The organism is Acidobacteriota bacterium, assembly GCA_033549365.1.
Lineage (GTDB): Bacteria > Acidobacteriota > Aminicenantia > Aminicenantales > Saccharicenantaceae > JAWSUF01.
Genome location: JAWSUF010000004.1, coordinates 85,218 through 104,825, shown reverse-complemented (window position 1 = coordinate 104,825; position 19,608 = coordinate 85,218). Strand labels below are relative to the sequence as shown.

The window sequence follows — 19,608 nt, the reverse complement described above, 5'->3', positions numbered from 1 at the left end:
ATCATGAGCGGCAACGCACGGCAGGGCCTGGATAAAACGCTTTTGGCGGCAACCCTGCTGCTTCTCGTTGTCGGAATTCTCATGGTTTTCAGCTCATCAGCCATCCTGGCCGGAGAAAAGTACGGCCATCCCCTTTATTTTTTCGTTCATCAGGTTTTCGGCGTTCTCGTGGGCCTCGTTGTGCTGGCCGCGGCGGCTTCCTTCCACAAAGATATTTTCAACAGCACGGCGGCCGTCTATGGCCTGCTCATCGTCAGTTTCATTCTGCTTCTTCTCTGCCTCGTGATGCCCCCCGTGGCCAACACTCAACGGTGGGTCTTTCTGTTCGGATTGCGCTTCCAGCCCTCCGAACTGGCCAAGATCGCCCTCGTTCTTTTCACGGCCCATTATTGCCACAGCCGAAAAGACCGTCTCCACGAATGGAAAATCGTTCTTGTGCCGTTTCTCGTCATCATGGTTTTCGTCGTCCTCATCCTGAAACAACCGGATTACAGCACCGCCGTTTTCCTCTTCGCCGTCTCGTCGGCCATGCTTTTCCTGGGTGGCGTCCGGCTGAGATATTTCCTGGCGGCGGGCGCCGGGGCTTTGGGCGTCTTCTTTTTCTTTCTCCTTCGGGCCGACTATCGAATGGACCGCATCCTGGAGTTCCTGACGATGGAAAAGGACGTCCTGGGAAAAAGCTTCCAGGTCATCCAGTCCAAACTGGCCGTAGGCGCGGGCGGCATCCTGGGAGTCAACCTGGGAGGAAGTATTCAGAAGCTGTTCTTCCTGCCCTGCGCCCACACGGATTTCATCTATGCGATTCTTGGTGAAGAGTTCGGTCTCCTGGGAACGGTTTTCACCCTGACGCTGTTTTTCATCTTTTTGTGGCGGGGCCTGGCCATCGCACTCCGCACCGCCGATCCTCTACACAAGCTCGTCGCGGCCGGCTTGACGCTCATGATCACGGCCCAGTCTCTGCTCAACATCTCGATTGTTCTCGGGCTGGGTCCGGCGACAGGGCTGCCCCTGCCTTTCATTTCCTTCGGACGATCGGCCCTTCTCTGCAGCCTGGCGGCCGCGGGGCTTCTTCTCAACATCTCCCGGCGTAAGCGGGAATCCGGAGGGCTGACGTGAAGCCGCGGAACATCGTGATCTGCGGCGGCGGCACCGGAGGGCATCTCTATCCTTCGCTCATGGTCGGCCGGGCCCTCAAGGCGAAAAGCCCCGATCTCCAACTGGTGTATGTCGGCGGCCGCCGGGATGTCGAAAGGCAAATCATGGAGCGCCACGGCGTCCGTTTCATCTCCCTTGCGGTCGAAGGCCTTGTCGGCCGGGGATGGAAAAGCCTGCGCGCCGCCTTTCTTCTGCCCGCGGCCTTCCTGAAATCCGTTTATCTCCTGACCGTTCTCCGGCCGGCCCTCGTTATCGGGATGGGCGGCTACAGTTCAGGCCCCGTCGTCCTTCCGGCCGCCTGGCTGGGACGCCCGACCGTCATTCTGGAACAGAACGTTCGTCCGGGCTTCACCAACCGGATGCTGCGGCGCTTCGTCGATCGGGCCGTGACCTCCTTCGCCGATTCCCTGCCCTTTTTCGGCGACAAGGGCGTTTTCATCGGCAACCCCGTGCGCGATGAGTTTTTCAATCTCCAGGTCCGCCGGGAAAAGAGGGAGATTCCGGTTGTCCTGATCTTCGGAGGAAGCCAGGGTTCGCATTTTCTCAATCGGACGGCGACGGCGGCTCTCCCCCTTCTCCAAAACAGCGGGCGGCGGATTCGCATCATTCACCAGACCGGGAGCTCGGACCTGGACGCGACCCGCGCCGCCTACACCGAACAGGGGTTCGAGAGCGCCCGCACTGAGGCATATCTCTGGGACATGCCCGCAGCTTTCGATGAGGCGGATTGCATCGTCTGCCGGGCCGGAGCCACATCCGTGGCCGAACTTATCGCCGCCCGGAAACCCTCCATTTTGGTTCCCTTCGCCGGAGCGGCCGAAAACCATCAGGAACACAACGCCCGGGTTCTGGAAAAGGCGGGGGGCGCCGAAGTCCTTCTGGAAAAGGATGCGACTCCGGAAGCGCTGGCCGGGAAAATCCTGGATCTGCTGGAAGACCGGGCAAAATTGGCGGCCATGCAGATGAGTCTGGAGAGTTTGCGCCGAGTGGACGCCGCTGGGCATATTGCCGAACTCTGTCTGAAGCTGATCGATCAAGACCCACCGGGAGGGGAACGATGACCAAGAAAGGCTACCGCAAACTCCGGCGCATCCACATGGTCGGAATCGGGGGGACGGGAATGTGCGGAATCGCCGAGGTTCTTCTCAACCTCGAATACGAGGTTTCCGGATCCGACGTCCAGGACAGCGACGTTCTCCAGCGGCTCCGGAAGCTCGGCGCCGAAGTCGCCGTGGGCCACGCGGCGGAAAACGTCCGCAACGCCGACGTCGTCGTCATCTCTTCGGCGGTTCGGGAGACCAATGTCGAGGTGGTGGAGGCCAGAACCCGCCTCATTCCGGTCATTCCGCGGGCGGAGATGCTGGCCGAACTCATGCGGATGAAGTACGGTGTCGCCGTGGCCGGATCCCACGGCAAGACCTCCACGACCTCGATGACGGCCGTCGTTCTCGACGCCGCGGGCTACGATCCCACGGTCATTGTCGGGGGCCGGCTGAACACCCTCGGAGCCAACGCCCGATTGGGCACCGGAGATTTCATCGTCGCGGAGGCGGATGAAAGCGACCGCTCCTTTCTTTTTCTTTCCCCGTTCATCGCCATTTTGACCAATATCGACAACGAGCATCTCGACCAGTACGATTCTCTGGAAGAGATTAAAAGCACGTTCGTCAATTTCGCCAACAAGGTCCCGTTTTACGGCCCGGTCATCCTTTGTCTCGACGACCCCAATCTCCAGAGCATCCTCCCGCTGATCGACCGGAAAATCATCACCTACGGATTTTCCGCCCAGGCGGATATTTTCGCCAGGGATTTCCGATTCAAGGACTTTTCGAGCCACAGCCGCCTTTTTCATCGCGGCCGCGAACTCGGCGAGCTGCACCTCCAGGTCCCCGGAAAACACAACATCCTGAACGCCATGGCGGCCGTGGCCGTCGGGCTGGATCTCGACATCCCCGTGGATACCATCCTGGCCGCGCTTCAGGGATATACCGGAACGGGACGCCGGTTCGAACTTCGGGCCGATGTCGGCGGCATCATGGTCATTGAGGATTACGCCCATCACCCGACCGAAATCCGGGCGACTCTCGACGCCGCCCGTCAGGGATGGAGACGCCGCATCATGGCCGTTTTTCAGCCCCACCGTTATTCCCGGCTGTCCCACCTGATGAAGGAGTTCGCGACTTCGTTCAATCAGGCCGATATCCTGATCGTGACCGAGGTTTATCCGGCCGGAGAGAACCCCCTGCCTGGCGTCACGGGCCAAGCCCTCTTCGATGAAATCCGGCATTTCGGCCACAAAAACGTCCGTTTTGAACCGAAAATGGAGGCCGTTCCCTCGCTGGCCGCATCACTCGCCGAAGCGGACGATATGATCTTTGTCATGGGAGCGGGTCCCATCAACCGCATCATCCCGGCTCTGATCAAGAAACTGGAGGACAGGACCTGAACATGTCGGTATCGGCCTTGGCCTTTCAACGCGGAGTCTCGGAATCCCGGGCCCGGAAAGTGCGCCGGCATTTCGCGTTGAAATACGGACACGTTCTCTCTCTTCTTCTTCTTCAAGTGGCGCTGTTCGCGGTTCTCCATGAAGCCTGGATCTATCTCCTGACGTGGGATCATCTCAAAATCACCGACGTCAAGGTCGCCTGCCCTCATCCGTCCCTGAGCCGCGAGATTGCTCAGGATTTGCGCCTCAGGCCCCTGGGAAATATTTTGTTCTGCGATGTCCGGGGAATTGAGGAGGACATCCGGAGTTTGACCTGGGTCCGCGATGTCCGGGTTTCGAGAGTTTTTCCCTCGACCCTGGTTGTGGACGTCGCGGAACGCCGGCCCGCCGCCCGGATTTCCAGAAGCGCTCCGCGTCTGATCGATCGGGATGGCGTCGATCTCGGCAAGCCCGAAACGGAGACCGGCGAAGATCTTCCCCTGCTCACGGATCGGGACGGATTTCAATTCGGTCTCGACGAGAAATTGAAAACGGCCTGGTCATTTCTGGACGCCCTGCCGGAGACCGAAAAAAGAGACGTGGAATCCCTGGATCTCACGGACTCCGGAGGGCTTTCCATAAAACTTCGAAACGATCCCGTCCTGATCAAGGTCGCCGCCGCGGATGCGTTGGAAGGATTGAACGTTTTCCGGGAGCGCCGGCCGGATTGGGAAGCGCGGTTCGGACCCCTGGAGAGCGTCGACTTGAGGTTCGCGGGCCGGGCCGTGCTCAAACCCGCCGGGCCCGGGAGACCGGCCGGAGAGGCCCGGAGGCCTCAGTTCACCAAGGAGGCGGACTAATGCCCAAAAGCAGCTATATCGTCGGCTTCGACATCGGAACACGCAAAGTCGTGGCCGTCATCGGAGAAATCACGGAGGAGCGCAAACTGGAAATCATCGGTATCGGAACCGCCGACTCCCGCGGCCTCCGGAAGGGCGTCGTGGTCAACCTCGAAGCCACCACGGCCGCCATCAAGCGGGCCCAGGAAGAGGCGGAACTGATGTCCGGCGTCGAAATCGGCGCCGCCTTCATCGGCATCTCCGGCGCTCATATCAAGAGCTTCAACAGCCGCGGCGTCGTCGCCGTATCCGGGAAAAACCGGGTCATCAGCCGCGAGGACGTCCGCCGGGTCATCGACCAGTCCAAGGCGCTTTCCATTCCCCCGGACCGGGAGATCATTCACATCATCCCTCAGGAGTTCGTCGTCGACGAGCAGGACGGCATCCGCGATCCTCACGGCATGAGCGGCGTCAAGCTCGAAGTCAATGTGCACATCGTCACTTCGTCCATCACTTCGCTTCAAAACCTCAAGACCTGCATCGACCGGGCCGGGATCGTCATCGAGGAAATCGTCCTCAACCAGATCGCCACGAACCAGGCCGTGCTCACGACCGATGAGCGGGAGCTCGGCGTCGGGCAGATCGACATCGGCGCGGGGACCACGGAAGTGGCCATTTTCGAGCGGGGCAGCTTGTGGTACACATCGACCATCCCCATCGGCGGCGACAACTTCACCAACGACATCGCGGTCGGCCTGCGGACCCCCATTCCCGAGGCCGAAAAAATCAAGAAGAAATACGGTTGCATCGCCGGTCCCGTCATCGAAGAGCAGGAAACCATCGAGGTGCCTTCGGTCGGAAAGGGCCGCAAACCCCGGGTGCTGTCGCGCCAGATCCTGGCCGACATCATTCAACCCCGGGCCGAGGAGATCTTCCGCCTGGTGGACGGCGACATCAAGCGCATGGGATACGAGAAATCCCTCAATTCCGGAATCGTCCTGACCGGCGGCACGGCTCTCCTCGAAGGTCTCGAGGAAGTCGCCGAGGAGGTCTTCGACCTTCCGGTGCGCCGGGGCGATCCGGCCGGCGTCGGCGGGCTTGTCGACCGCGTTTCCACGCCGGACTACGCGACGGCGGTCGGGTTGATCCTTCACGGGTTTGCGAAATGGCAGGAAAAAGGATTGTCGAGAGATAGAAAACGAAGCGCCTGGACCAGAATCAAGGACTGGTTCAAGGACGGATAGGAGGGACGACATGAGAAATGAAACCAACGGCAAGCTGAAATTCCATCTCATCGAGGAGTATGAAGGCGCGAAGATCCGCGTCATCGGCATCGGGGGAGGCGGAGGCAACGCCGTCAACCGGATGATCGAATCCGGCATTCAGGGCGTGGAGTTCATCGCCGTCAACACCGATCTCCAGGCTTTGAACACCAGCCGGGCGGGGATGAAACTTCCCATCGGGGGCAAACTCACAAAAGGTCTGGGCTCGGGCGGCCGGGCCGACATCGGGAAACAGGCCGCTCTGGAAGATACGGAGCCGCTCGTCGAGATCCTGCAGGGTTCGGATATGGTCTTCCTCACGGCCGGCCTGGGGGGCGGGACGGGGACGGGAGCGACGCCCATCATGGCCAACCTGGCCTCCCAACTCGACGTCCTGGTCATCGCCATTGTCACGCTGCCTTTCGATTTCGAGGGCAAGGTCAGAATGAAACAGGCCGGAGAGGGCCTGAAAGAGCTCAAAGGGGTCGTGGACACCGTTATCGCCATCCCCAACGAACGTCTTCTCCAGTCCGTCAGTCTCGACATGTCGATGCAGGACGCCTTCACCATGGCCGATGATGTCCTCCGCCAGGCGGTTCAGGGCATTTCCGACCTCATCACCAAGCCCGGGCTGATCAACCTCGATTTCGCCGACGTCAAGTCCATCATGAAGGGCATGGGCATGGCCTTCATGGGCACGGGCATAGCCTCGGGAGAGAACAGGGCCGTCGATGCGGCCCGGAAAGCCATTTCCAGCCCGCTTCTCGTCGATACGTCCATCGAAGGCGCCCGGGGCGTTCTCATCAACATCACGGGCGGAAAGGACATGACGCTCCACGAAGTCTCCAAGGCTTCGGAGCTGATCCACACTCTGTCTCACCCCGACGCCAACATCATTTTCGGAACCGTCATCGATCCCTCGCTCAAGGAAATGGTCAAAGTCACCGTCATCGCCACAGGTTTCGAAGACAGGGAAGAAGCCGAGGATGCATACGAGGAAGGTTTGGTCATCGAAAAGACCCCGGACCCCTTCCCGATTTTCGCCCAGACGCCGCCTTACGAGTTCGAGTCCAAGAACCCTCAGCCGCGCCTCATGCCCCGGGACGGAGACGACAAATGGCGCTCCTTCGAAACGCCGACCTTTATCCGCAAGACGCGCCACACCGGACTCAAGAAAAACGCTCATGATGTCAGTTGATCTGGTCATATCCGGCTGCCGGGCGGTCGCGACCTGCCGGGGGCCGCTTCCGAAAAGGGGCCGGGATCTGGGCGATGTCGGTCTCGTCGAAAACGGCTGCGTCGCCTCCGCAAAGGGCCGTATCGTTTACGCCGGTCCCGAAGACGGGCTTGAAAAACAGTTTCGTATCGAAACCGGCGCCGTGCGCATCGACGGCCGGGGCCTTGTCGCTCTTCCGGGTTTCGTCGACGCCCATACCCATCTTCCTTTCGGCGGAGACCGGCAGGACGAGTTCCGGCTGAGGCTGGCAGGCGCGACCTATCAGGAATTGGCGGCCCGGGGCATGGGCATCCGGACAACGGTCAAAGCCACGAGAGACATCTCCCGGGACAAACTCCTCGCTCTCTGCGGGGAGAGACTCGACCGTATGCTGCTCTCCGGAACGACCACGGTCGAAGCCAAGAGCGGTTACGGGCTCAACTTCGAGGACGAAATCAAGCAGCTCGAGGTGCTCCGCGAACTCGATCGGACTCATCCTGTGGACATCGTGCCGACTTTCATGGGCGCCCATGACATTCCGCCCGAATTCAAGGAAAAACGGGGGGAATACATCGACTTTCTCGTCGGAATCGTCCTTCCCGAAGTCAAACGCCGCGGCCTGGCGGAATTTTTCGACATCTTCTGCGAAGAGGGTGTCTTCACTCTGGAGGAGACGCGGACTCTCGTCGAGGCCGCCGGGCGGGCGGGATTGGGCATCAAGATCCACTCCGACGAGTTCGTCCCACTCGGCGCGACGGAACTGTCCGCCGAGGCCGGAGCGCGTTCAGCCGAACACCTGATCGCCGTCACGCCTGAAGGCATCGCCGCCCTGGCCGGGAGCCGGACGGCCGCCGTCCTTCTTCCGGGAGTTTCCTTTTTCCTCCGCATGGACAAGCGCGCGCCGGCCCGCCGCCTCATCGAGGCCGGAGCCGTCGTCGTCCTGGCCTCGGATTTCAACCCGGGAAGTTCCATGGTCAGCTCCATGGCTTTTGTCCTTCAACTCGGCGTCTTCACGCTCGGCATGAGCGTCGAGGAAGCCCTGAACGCCTGCACGGCGAACGCCGCCTACGCCGTCGGCCGGGAAAGCGAGGTCGGAACCCTCGAAGCCGGAAAAAAGGCGGACATTCTTCTCTGCCGCGGCCGCGATCACGTTTCTCTCGCCTACGAGGTCGGGACGAATCCGGTCCGCCACGTCATCAAAAACGGCCAAATCGTCGTGCGGGACGGGTCCCTCCTTCCCTCCCGCTGACGTTATCCCGTTTCATCCTCCAATCCAGCTCCCCCACCCCGGGGGAGCCCTATCCCGGGCTATAGAGAAAAGCGCCGAATTTATTTTCTTTTCTTCTTATTTCGGCGCTTTCCCCCTTCGGGCGAGCCGATCTCACCATTCCGACTGCGGAGCACCTTTATCTTCCCGCAAGGAGGCATCCGCGGGGCGCAGGGGGGAATCCCGGAACAAGCCGTTGGAGGGTCGAGCGGGCACGGATCCGAAGCCGGAGGCTGAGGAGAGCGAGACCCGGAACCGGAGTGGACGGGACTCGCCGGGGCCCGGACACGTCTTGTGAAGGGATCCACCCGAGCCCGAAAAGCGGAAGCCGGCGCAGCATGTACGGCAACCTCGACTCGTCTATAGCCCGGGATACCCCTCTCTTTATAGAGAAAAATGCCGGGTTTATTCATTGCCGGCTTCGGCGCTTAGAGACGGAGTTTTTTGAGGGGGGAACCCGGATCCGCGACGCGCTCCAGAACGCCTGGAAGCGGAGTGATGACGATCTCGCAGGCGGCCGAAACCACAGCCTCGCGCAGGTGGCCGGACAGCGTCTTCATGTCCCGGTCGCCCAGGACGACGTGGGCATGGATGAAAGGCCGGCTTTCGAAAAGCGCGATATTTCCCGTCAGAGCGGCGATTTCGAAATCTCCTTCAAAACGCTTGAAAACATAGGCACCTGTTCCGGCGTCGAAAAACCCGATCTCAGGATCGCGGCACAATCCGATTCCATTCAGCCATGCGGCCCGGATATTTTCCCTTTCGCAGATCGCTTCCAGGCTTTCAAGTATCTTTTCGCCGGGTTCCAGGCTGATGATCAAGTTCCCATTCATTATGTTGTAAGCCATATTCATGCTCCGAGATAAATTTCGATCCGTCATCGTATCTCGCCGGATCACGCCCTCGCGGCTTCTGATCCGGATGCAAGAACGGCCGACCCGTCCCTCCCGATCAGACGCCGGTTCCTGAAGCTCTGTTTTCGGATTTCCGCGCCGAGGCGCTTTTTTTCCAAATCACATAAAACGGAAGTCCGAGAAGGATGATGCCCAGGCCGACGACGGCATTCCAAAATTCGTTGACGAGCGCATTGACCGAGATGAAAACCGCCGACAGGATAAAGATGACGGGCGTCACGGGATAGCCCCAGGTTCGATAGGGCCGGGGAAGGTCCGGCCTCTTGCGGCGCAGGACGAAGACCGCCGATACCGTTAATCCGAAAAACAGCCATTGGCCGAAAATGACATAGGTGAAAAGCTGCTGGAACGTGCCCGAGAGGCTGAGGATCAGGCTCCAGGCCCCGATGGCCAGGATCGAAATATGGGGCGTTCGGAAACGGGAATGAACGGCTGAGGCGCTCTTGAAAAAGACGCCGTCCCGGGCCATGGCATAGTAGACGCGGGGCGAACACAGAAGGTTCTGGTTGGCGGCGCCGGTTATCGAAAACAGGATGACCAAAGCGATCACGGATGCCGCGGCCGGGCCGAGAACCAGGGACATGGCGTCGGAGGCGACGCGCGGCGATTCGGCGATCGTCTCTGCCGGAAAGACCCAGAGATAGGCCAGGTTGGCCGCGAAATAAATGGCGATGACGGTCAGAGTCCCGATAAACAGCCCCAACGGCAGGTTTCTCTGCGGATTCCGCGTCTCGCCGGCACTGTAGGCGGCCGAATCCCAACCCTTATAAGCCCAAAGCACGGCGATCAGGGCGATTCCGAACGGACCGAACCAGCCGAAGGAAAACCGGCCGGGCGAGGGTTCGACGAAGTGGGCCGGATTGCCGGTTCCGAAAATGAAAATCACGGCGCAGATCGCGGCCAGAGCGCCGAACTTGATCACGGTCAGAAGGTTCTGGAGGTTCGCGCCCCAGCGCACGCCGACATAGTTCACCGAAACCAGAAAGATGACGAACAGGGCGCTGACCGCTTTTTGGGCGATCGGCGACAGGGGAAGAAAATGAGGGAGATACATCGAGGAAAAGGCGACGGCCAGCGTGGCCACGGCGCCGCTGTCGATGACCAGAAACAGCGTCCAGCCGAAGAGAAAGGCCGGAAGCTTGCCGTAGGCCTCGCGGAGAAAGACGTAGGTCCCGCCCGCCTCCGGCATGGAGGCCCCCAGTTCGGCGAAGGCCAGAGCGCCGAAAAAGCTGAGAATGCCCCCGGCGGCCCAGACGGCGAAGATGAGGAGAGGCGATTTGACGCCGGCGGCGATCGAGGCCGGGACGAGGAAGATCCCCGAGCCGATGACGCCTCCGACGACGATGCTGACGATGTCCCACATGCCGAGAACCCGGGGCAGGCCGGATTCGGGTGTTTGGACGGGCGGACAGGGTTGGGTCATACGCGTCTCCTCAAATGGATATCAGAAAAATCCTTCCTCATCCCAGAAATGCCGTAGGCCGCGGCACTCGCGGGCCGCCGTGATTTCTTCCGGGGAGGGTTCATAGGCTTTGAAAACAGCCAGGCCGGATGAGCCGCCCTCAATCCGATAGCCTCCAAGGGCGGCGGGAACGATAAGTGTCTCGGCTTTTCGAATCTCGAGGGCGCGGTTCCTTTTTGCGCCGCGCGGCCGGAAAATCAACCGGCCCGCGCCTTCGGCCACAATCAGCATTTGGCAGCTTCCGGACATCCCGACTTCCTCCCGCCTTCCTTCCACATCCGCACAGCGGGGCATATTCACCAAATCCATGGCGAAGTGCGGCGTTCGAATCAGGTTCGTCGTCCACGGGCCGACGGCGATGGGCGCAACCAGATAATCCGCAGCCGCCCTCGGCGTGAAATCCAGTACGGACACGGCCTCTTCGACATGAAGCGGCCGGGCGGGATCGTTCCGGCCCCGGTCATAGAGACGCAGAGTCCTGTCCCCCGTCTCCTGGAGCTCGAAAATCACGCCGCCGGAAAGGGCATGCGGAGTGCCGCCGGGAATATTGACGACCAGCGGGTTTTGGGGAAGACCGAGCCGGCCTTTCTCTTCAGAAGACATTTTTTTTCCGTTGATGAGGATCTCCGCCTCCCCGTTTTGCCGGCGGACCTCGATCCTGTTATGAAAGGCCATAATCTCTGTGCCGGCGGGATCCGTTTGTCCGCGATTCAGGGCTTGGCGGTATCTCTGAACATGGAAGGCCTCTGCGGCCGCAGCGGTGGGCTGCGCCTTATAGGCGGCCTTGAACATGGGAAGGGATTCTTCATCGATCTCCTCGATGAGCCGGAAGCCCAGGGTGATGTCTGCGATCGTGGCATCTCCCATCCCGGCTTCAAGCCGGGGGATGTCGATTGGAACGATCCAGCATTCGTTCTTGGAATCCGGTTTGGCGCGCGCATGAAGTTGAAGAGAAAGGGGCTCTCGGGCATCAAGGATCTTAAAAAGCTGGCCCAGACCGGCCCGGCCCGGACCGAGCAGGCATTCTCCCGCGACCTCGGCAAAAGCGCGGAGATCTATGGAAGCCCGGCCCAGACAAACGCGGCCGGGGTTTTTCGGATGCGCGCCGAACCACAGCTCGGCGATTCTTTCCGGCAGTCCGGGTTCGGACGGATCGCGGCTCAGAAAACGCAGGATCCGGGATTCCGCCGAGGGGCTGCCCCAGGCGTAGGCTTGGATACGGGGCTCGACCCGGAAGGGCCGGGGAGATTCCCTGAATCGCTTCAGGGCGCGAGGCTCTCTGTCGATCTTCGCCATGGCTTTAGCGCATTATGGCGTGATCGCCCTCCATCGTCAAGGCAACGAACCTCTCGTTAATAATCCAGGTTAAAACGCAATCCTGAAAAATTTGGATTCGTAGGGGTGAAGGTCCGGACCGCCGTTTTCGACGGGACGGCCGACGGCATCGATCTGGATGCAGACCAGCGGCGAACCGGTCAGGCCGTTTTGGAGCCGGAAGACGCTCTTTCGCCCTCCGGTGTCCCGGACGTGAAACACCGCCGATCGACCGTCCGGATCCGGGACGGCGGAGACAAGAAGAATGTCATCCGGCCAGCCGGTGATGAAAGACTCTTCCCAGACCTCATCGCCCAACCCGCCGCCGGGGAGAACGCGGCAGAGAAACGGCGTGCGGTTTCCCCAGCCGAAGCGGACGGCTTCGGACCCCTCGCGGCCGGTCCGGCTCGAAATCGTATAAGTCCACTCAATCCCACCATGCTGCTCGGGATTGAAATTGGTGACCCAGTAATTGTTCATGGGCCAACCGTAGATATGGGTGGTTTCGGGGACCGCACCGGCCTGATAACGCCCCGTATTGATTCCGCCGAACTGCATCAACGGGATCTCCCGGGAACCGATCAGAATCTGGGCGTCTTCGTTATAAAGCCGGGTATAGTTCTGAACGGTGTTCCAATCATTGGCCGAGCCGGGAATCTGGTCGATACCGGCCCGGATTTCTCCGCCGGGGACATCGAAGGCCAGGACGCCGTTCTCCAGGAAAAAAGGAAACGCGAGATAGATCCCTTCGGGATCGACGACCATTTTTTTCTCGATGGCATAGGCCAGATCGATCCTCTTTTCGGCGTGGAACAACCGGACTTCGAAGACATAGGCGCCGTCTCGTTCGGCCGCACGCGTGTCGCCCTTGAAACGCACCGTATCCCAGACGTCCCCCGGTTCCCAGGCGTCAAAGCGGACCCTGTCGAGCGGTTCCCGGGTATAATTGTCAAGTTTGAAGGCTTCCATCTGGGCCCGATTGTCCAGGCGCTCATAGATGAACTCGCCGAACTTCCAGGCGGCTTTTTCATCCACAATGTCCAGGTTCAAATCCTTGTCCGTGATCCCGGAAATCGCGCCTCTGTCGGGATCGACGACGATGCGATACCAGCGGTTTTCGAGAACGTGTCCGTCCGGCGCCCGCTGCGGCGGCCCTTGTGCCGGGGCATCCGAACCCGTCTTGATGACATATTTCTTGAAGCCGAAGGCGGGGATATCATCCGCCCGGACAGCCCAATATGTTCCGTCGGAATGACGCTCCAGAGGTTGAGCCAGGACCGGTTTTCCGGTTTGATCGACGATCGCAAACGGGACATCCCGCGGCAGGAGTTGATGATCGATATACATTTTGACAAGCCCGCTTCGCCGCCAGTTCAGGGTGTTATAGACAACAAGCGAGGGGGCTTCTTCGCGCGCATGATAGCTTTGAAGCAGCCCCAAAGCTTCCTCGCCCAACATCTTGGCCCGGCGGCTTGCCTCCCAGGCATAGGACTCCTTGAGGGCCCGCTGCTCCATCGTGTTTTTGTGAAAAGGCTGCCGGACGCTTCCGTGGTATCCGACGGTGTGTTCGGTGTAAAAAAGGAGAGCTTCGTTGGCGGCCCCGATGCGGTCGGCGAATTTTTCCGGCATGGCGGCGCCCTGCAGCGCGGCCATGGTCAGGCCGGCCGTATGCGCGATGAGGTCGCTTTGGGCGGTTCGGGTTGCGGCAACCTCCCTTGCGGAGGCCCCGAAACCATCCGTCCACCAGTCGGGCCAGGCGCCCCGGATGACCGGGAAAGAATCGCCGTGGCGGGCTTCCATTTCTTCGAAGAACTCGGTCGCCGAAGCCGTTTTCAGTTTCGGCCAGGAGTAGGTGTCGTTCCACCGCCGGATCATGTCGCTCGCGAATGTCGACGGCGGAGCGTTGTCCGTGAGGTAACCCGAATGTTGAATGGAGATGACGTCATACTCATAGCCCTTGTTTTCGAGTCCGGCCAGGTAGGCCAGGAGTTCCTCCTCGAACACCCGGAAATCGCCGGCATGGATTTTGAAAACCGTGTTGCCGGTCATGTAATGTTCGGCGCGATAGGCCAGCATGCGTTTTCCCGACGGCGACTCCCACCAGAACAGGGTCGGTTTGTCGAAACAGATGAGCGCCCGGTGGCCGTGCGTGCCCATGTTCAGGTATTTTACGCCCAGATCATGGAAAGTGTCATTGAGACACCAGGCGATGCCGTTGACGTCGTTCTGCATGGCGGTTTTGACATCCAGACCGAGATCCCGGAACCTGCTCAGGGGCCGAAGTGAGGCGGCCAGAGTCTGTTCGTCGGGCAGCTCATCGAAATTGAAAAACATGCCGGTGATTTCGATCCGGCCCTCGCCCACCCTTTTCAACAGGCGTTCGACCTGGGAGGAGGGGCGGCTTCTCAGGTATTCGTCCACCGCCCAGGAGGCCTCGCATGTCCACCGGAATTTCGCCTCGTCCGGAAGATCGTCGGTCAGGTCGCAATAGTCCAGAGCATAGTCGATGAACCGCAGATGCTCCGACAGGATCTCCGTCTGGGGCCGGGTATAACCGATGTCGGTATGCGTGTGCTGGACGAAGTTGACGCGCCAGCGCCGGACGGGGCGGATTTCGAGATTCCCTTCCCATGTTTGTCCGGCGAGGTCCAGCCGATACGGCAGCCGGGTCTTCTCATCGACGGCGGGCCACTGAACTCTGGCGTGGGTGTATCCGAAATTCACGGCGATTTCCTTGACCGGATTCCCTCCGATCGAGATCCTGGCCGTGTCCGGTCCCCCGAAATGGAGAATCCCGGCGATTCCGACCTGATGGGTTTGTCCCGGGCTTTCAACAAGAGCCGGAAGAGCCCTGAAGCTCAGCCCGCTTTCCAGGGGAAACATGAATGTCATATACCAGGAGGATTTTCCGAAGTTTCCGCCGGTCGCCTTGATGGAAAGAGGCGCGCCGGCCTTGACCCTTTCGGCCGGGATCGTCAGGAACATGAATCCGAACCGGTCGCCGTGCTGGTCGACCATGTTCTGCCGAAACCGGAGAATCGCACCGTCCCCGGAGACGAGTTCCCACTCCTCTCCGCCATCCGTCCAAAAGGTGAAGGTGTGAACCCCGTCAACGGCCAGATCGAAACCGGCTCTCCCCGGTGAAGAACCGATTCCGGCCAGCCAGACAAAAGAGACGTATTCGGTGGGGAGGCGATCGGGCGCCGGCGCGGTTGTCCATTCCATGACCGAGTTCCCGTCGGTCGCCCGGATGAGCAGGCTCTCCCGGGCCATGGGGATGGAAGAATGGTAGATGAAATCCTGTCCCGAGACTTTCTCGGCAAAACCGTTGACCAGCGTCGTGTTCCCGCCGAGAGGCGGCTCGGCGAACAAACCGGCCGCAAGGGCCGCCAGAATGAAAAACCCTATGGATATTCTCATGATGTCTTCCCTCTCATCCGCCGCCCCTGAAGAGGTCGAACTGCGGTTTTTCTGCGGGAGCGCATGAAGCCAGAATAGTTTTCCGCCGTGGGAAAGTCAATTCACGCAGCGGGAACGCCGTCAAATCTCCCATTCAGTCAATCCGGAGGGCGAATGCGCCGCCCGTTAAGGGCAAAGATTGTCGATGCATCCGGAATTGTCTTATACTGAACCCGGAATGATCGGCGCGAGGTGCCTTCCATGTCAAAAAAAATCGGGCTTTTATTTCTTCTCCCGGCGATCGTCATGAGTGCGGCGGTCCTTTCCGAAGACGAAACCTCGGGATATGTCCGCCCCACGGATCCCCTGGTGCTTGAAAAACTCGAGGCGTGGCAGGACCTGAAATTCGGACTGCTGATGCATTGGGGCCCCTACAGCCAATGGGGCATCGTCGAATCGTGGTCGATCTGCCCGGAGGATTACGGCTGGTGCGAACGACGCAAGGGGAGCCGCCCCGAAGATTACTTCACCTACAAGAAAGAATACGAAAACCTGAAGCTGTCCTTCAATCCCGTGGGCTTCGAGCCCGAAAGATGGGCCGAGGCCGCCCGGCGCGCCGGAATGAAATACGTCGTCTTCACGACCAAGCACCATGACGGGTTCTGCATGTTCGATTCAAAGCACACCGACTACAAGATCACGGACCCCGAATGTCCCTTTCATGTTCACCCGAAAGCCGATGTCACCCGGGCGATATTCGATGCGTTCCGGGCCGAGGGGCTGTGGGCCGGAGCCTATTTCTCCAAACCCGACTGGCATTCGGAACATTACTGGGATCCCTATTTCCCCCCGCTCGACCGGAATGTGAATTACGATCCGGAACTCTATCCTGAAAAGTGGGAGAAATTCGTGGAGTTCACCCACAATCAGATTCTCGAGCTGATGACGGACTACGGCCGCGTGGACATTCTCTGGCTCGACGGCGGATGGGTGAGCAAAAAAACGCCGGAACAGATCGCGGCCGGTTATGAACGACGGCACGCGGACGCGCCTTCGGGGTTCATCAAGAATCGGATCATCAACCAGGATATCCGGATGGACGAGCTGGCCGCCCGGGCGCGGGAAAAGCAGCCCGGACTCATCGTCGTCGACCGGGCGGTCCGGGGTCCCAACCAGAACTACCTGACGCCCGAAAACACCGTGCCGGACCGGATGCTGCCCTATCCGTGGGAGTCCTGCATCATCGCAGGCGGCGGATGGTCCTGGGTGCCCGGCGCCGAATTCATGACGCCGCGCAAGGCTATTCATATGCTTGTCGATATCGCGGCCAAAGGCGGAAACCTTCTGCTCAATATCGCCCCCGGTCCCGACGGAAAGTGGCCTGAAGGCGCCTACACTCTTCTCGAAGCCGTGGGGACATGGCTGGATGTGAACGGCGAGGCCATTTACGGCACGCGAGCCCATCCGCCCTATAAATCCGGCCCGCTCGGCTTCACCCGCAAAAAAGACACGAACACGGTTTACGCCGTCTATATGGCCGGCGATAACGAGACGCAACCACCCGCGGAAGTCGAGATCGAAGGCCTCTTCCCCGTTCCGGATGCCGATGTGACCCTGCTCGGCGCCGCGGGAACCCTGACATGGGAAAAAACCGGCCGCGGCTTCAGAATCCGAATCCCCGAGGCCGTGAGGAAATCCCCGCCCTGCCGGGAGGCCTGGGTGTTCAAGTTCACTATTCGTTGACATCTTTTTAAGCGATGGTTTATCCTTCGTCACGTCCGATCCGAATCGATTCCGTCAGGAGGTTTCCGTGGCCATAACTCGCCCCTTACTCAGCCGAGGACTGATCCTCATTTCCGTTTTTGCCGTGATATCGGCAGTGTCATTGCCGACCGCGGCATGGGCCGTACCCAAAATCGAGGAAAAGACGGCCGGCATGGTGAAACGGGACGGTTTTTTCCCGCTCTACTGGGATGAAACGGCCGGCATACTGTGGCTTGAGATCCCGAAGCTTGAGACCGAGCTTCTCTATATCAGCGCCCTGTCCGCGGGAGTCGGATCGAACGACATCGGCCTGGACCGGGGACAGCTCGGAGGAACACGGCTCGTCAAGTTCCGGCGCGTGGGACCCCAAATTCTGATGGTTCAACCGAACACGCGGTTCCGGGCGGCCCACGGCGACGCGGATGCGCGGCGCGCCGTGGAGGATTCCTTCGCGACGTCCATTCTTTGGGGATTCCGTGTCGCGGCCGAAACCCGGGAGCGCGTCCTGGTGGATGCCACCGACTTCCTCCTTCGCGACGCCCACGGTGTCGTCCATCGGCTTCGCCCGGCCGTCTTCCGGCTCGACCGGTCGCGAAGCGCCGTGGACATGCCGCGGACGAAGGTCTTTCCGAAAAACACCGAGATGGAGGTCACGCTCACCTTCGTCGCCGACGGCGTCACAACCGGCGCCGGCGGAGGCTTCGAGAAGGGAGCCCTCGGTTACGTGGCCCCATCGGCGGATGCGGTGACGGTGCGGCAGCGCCACTCGCTCGTGGAGCTTCCCGACGACGGCTTCAAACCGCGCCGCTTTGACCCCCGGTCCGGCTTCGGCGCCATAAGCTATGAGGACGCCTCCGTTCCGCTCGGCGAACCGATCACGCAGTCCTTCATCCGCCGGCACCGGCTCGAAAAGAAGGATCCGGCCGCGGACATCAGCGATCCCGTAAAGCCGATCATTTATTACGTGGACCGCGGCGCTCCCGAACCGATGCGAACGGCCCTCATTGAAGGCGCGGCCTGGTGGAACCAGGCCTTCGAGGCGGCGGGTTTCCGCAACGCATTCCGGGTGGAACTGTTGCCCGAGGACGCCGACAGTCTCGACGTCCGATACAACATGATTCAGTGGGTCCATCGTTCGACGCGCGGCTGGAGCTACGGCGGAGGCGTCACCGACCCCCGGACCGGAGAAATCATCAAAGGACATGTCACGATCTGTTCGCTCCGCGTCCGCCAGACCTACCTGATGGCCGAGGGGCTGCTTTCGCCCTACATAACAGGCGATGAAACTCCGCCCGAACTCGAGGCCATGGCCCTGGCGCGACTGCGCCAGCTCTCGGCCCATGAAGTCGGACACGCCATCGGCTTCGGCCACAACTATTACGAAAGCACACGCGGCCGCATTTCGGTGATGGAATATCCGCATCCGCTTGTGACACTTCGCGACGACGGCACGATCGACCTCTCCGACGCCTATTCCGAGGGCATCGGCGAGTGGGACAAAGTCGCCGTCGCCTGGGGTTACCGGCACTTTCCTCCCGGAGTCGACGAGGACAAGGCGCTCGACGATCTCATCGATCAGGCCCGGGAGCGCGACTTGATTTACCTGAGCAACCAGGATGTCGATCTTCACCCCCGCGTCGACGCCTGGGCGAACGGCGTCGATGCGGCCGAAGGACTCGTTCGAATGATGAAGGTCCGCCGGGCGGCGCTCGATCGTTTCGGCGAAAACGCCGTACGGCGCGGTCGGCCGCTGGCGCTCATCGAAGAGGCGCTTGTCCCGCTCTACCTTCACCATCGCTATCAGACCGAAGCGGCCATCTCCGCGCTCGGAGGACTCGAGTATGTCTATGCCATCCGGGGTGACGGCCGCGATCCGATGAAGACGCCCGTTTCGGCCGGCCGGCAGCACGCGGCGCTCGAGGCCGTCCTCGGCACGCTCCGGCCCTCGGAACTGGCTCTTCCCGCATCGATCCTCGAGAAGCTGCCGCCTCGGCCGAGCGGTTTCGGACGTCATCGCGAGCTTTTCCCGCGGACGACCGGCCTGGTTTTCGATCCTCTCGCGCCGGCCCTGGTGAGCGCCGATCTGACCGTATCGATGATTCTTCATCCGGAGAGGGCGGCCCGGCTCGTCTCCCAGAAAGCTCTCGACCCCAACCTCCCGGGACTCGGCGAGGCCGTCGACCGTCTGATCGAAGTTGGTTTCGACACCCGTTCTTCAAACGCCTATGAAGCGGAGATCGCCCGGGGAACCGGACGGGTGATCGCCGATCGACTGATGGTTCTGGCCGCAACGGCGTCTCTGCCCCAGGTCCGCGCGATCGTCTCACACCGGCTGGAGAGGCTGCGCGACCGTCTCAAACGCAAAGACGGCACGGATGACGACACGGCGCACTTCAGGCTTGTGAGTGCTGACATCACACGTTTTCTTGAAAGGCCCGCGGAATCGTTCCGGATGCCGGCCTTCCCTGCGGCGCCGCCCGGCGCCCCGATCGGAGACCCGGGGCTGAGATGGCTTTCGCCGTGGGATACCTGGATACGCGAGTATCTTGAACACGAAAATCCCGGACGGAATTGACGGACGACAAGGAGGA

At 60.7% G+C, this 19,608-nt stretch carries 13 protein-coding genes; 9 read left to right on the top strand and 4 right to left on the bottom strand.

The window, feature by feature from the left end:
• Positions 1 to 3: 3 nt before the first annotated feature.
• The 7 genes from SCM96_07835 to hutI are packed head-to-tail and all read left to right on the top strand — an operon-like array spanning position 4 to position 8,146.
• Positions 4 to 1,116, top strand: a complete 1,113-nt coding sequence (locus SCM96_07835) for a putative peptidoglycan glycosyltransferase FtsW (protein MDW7760533.1) — start codon at positions 4 to 6, stop codon at positions 1,114 to 1,116.
• Entirely contained in the window at positions 1,113 to 2,216 is a 1,104-nt protein-coding gene (gene murG, locus SCM96_07830; protein ID MDW7760532.1) for an undecaprenyldiphospho-muramoylpentapeptide beta-N-acetylglucosaminyltransferase, read from the top strand. The genes SCM96_07835 and murG overlap by 4 nt, the downstream gene beginning before the upstream one ends.
• A complete protein-coding gene (gene murC / locus SCM96_07825; GenBank protein ID MDW7760531.1) occupies positions 2,213 to 3,601 on the top strand; it encodes a UDP-N-acetylmuramate--L-alanine ligase in 1,389 nt (462 codons plus the stop codon). The genes murG and murC overlap by 4 nt, the downstream gene beginning before the upstream one ends.
• 2 nt (positions 3,602 to 3,603) lie before the next feature.
• Positions 3,604 to 4,440: an FtsQ-type POTRA domain-containing protein gene (locus tag SCM96_07820; protein MDW7760530.1), complete on the top strand. Its 837-nt coding sequence runs from the start codon at positions 3,604 to 3,606 to the stop codon at positions 4,438 to 4,440.
• A complete protein-coding gene (gene ftsA / locus SCM96_07815) occupies positions 4,440 to 5,663 on the top strand; it encodes a cell division protein FtsA (protein MDW7760529.1) in 1,224 nt (407 codons plus the stop codon). Before SCM96_07820 ends, ftsA begins: the two co-directional genes overlap by 1 nt.
• Positions 5,664 to 5,673: 10 nt before the next feature.
• A complete protein-coding gene (gene ftsZ / locus SCM96_07810) occupies positions 5,674 to 6,879 on the top strand; it encodes a cell division protein FtsZ (GenBank protein ID MDW7760528.1) in 1,206 nt (401 codons plus the stop codon).
• A complete protein-coding gene (gene hutI / locus SCM96_07805; GenBank protein MDW7760527.1) occupies positions 6,866 to 8,146 on the top strand; it encodes an imidazolonepropionase in 1,281 nt (426 codons plus the stop codon). Before ftsZ ends, hutI begins: the two co-directional genes overlap by 14 nt.
• A gap of 446 nt (positions 8,147 to 8,592) precedes the next feature.
• Here the strand turns inward: hutI and SCM96_07800 are convergent, their stop codons facing one another.
• The 4 genes from SCM96_07800 to SCM96_07785 all read right to left on the bottom strand — a co-directional run bounded on the left by SCM96_07800 (position 8,593) and on the right by SCM96_07785 (position 15,274).
• Positions 8,593 to 9,012: a PPC domain-containing DNA-binding protein gene (locus SCM96_07800; GenBank protein MDW7760526.1), complete on the bottom strand. Its 420-nt coding sequence runs from the start codon at positions 9,010 to 9,012 to the stop codon at positions 8,593 to 8,595.
• A gap of 103 nt (positions 9,013 to 9,115) precedes the next feature.
• Positions 9,116 to 10,501 (bottom strand): amino acid permease, encoded by a 1,386-nt coding sequence (locus SCM96_07795; GenBank protein MDW7760525.1) that lies wholly within the window; start codon positions 10,499 to 10,501, stop codon positions 9,116 to 9,118.
• Between the two features lie 21 nt (positions 10,502 to 10,522).
• On the bottom strand, positions 10,523 to 11,836 hold the full coding sequence (locus SCM96_07790) for a type I phosphomannose isomerase catalytic subunit (protein MDW7760524.1): 1,314 nt from the start codon (positions 11,834 to 11,836) through the stop codon (positions 10,523 to 10,525).
• 69 nt (positions 11,837 to 11,905) lie between these two features.
• Positions 11,906 to 15,274 carry a glycosyl hydrolase family 38 gene (locus tag SCM96_07785; protein ID MDW7760523.1) on the bottom strand — a complete coding sequence of 1,123 codons (3,369 nt, stop codon included), beginning with the start codon at positions 15,272 to 15,274 and terminating at the stop codon, positions 11,906 to 11,908.
• A 240-nt stretch (positions 15,275 to 15,514) separates the two neighbouring features.
• Between SCM96_07785 and SCM96_07780 the strand changes: the two genes are divergently transcribed.
• Both SCM96_07780 and SCM96_07775 read left to right on the top strand, forming a co-directional pair.
• Positions 15,515 to 16,996, top strand: coding sequence for an alpha-L-fucosidase (locus SCM96_07780; protein ID MDW7760522.1), 1,482 nt, complete (start codon positions 15,515 to 15,517; stop codon positions 16,994 to 16,996).
• A gap of 67 nt (positions 16,997 to 17,063) precedes the next feature.
• On the top strand, positions 17,064 to 19,592 hold the full coding sequence (locus SCM96_07775) for a zinc-dependent metalloprotease (protein MDW7760521.1): 2,529 nt from the start codon (positions 17,064 to 17,066) through the stop codon (positions 19,590 to 19,592).
• The last annotated feature ends 16 nt before the right edge of the window (positions 19,593 to 19,608 follow it).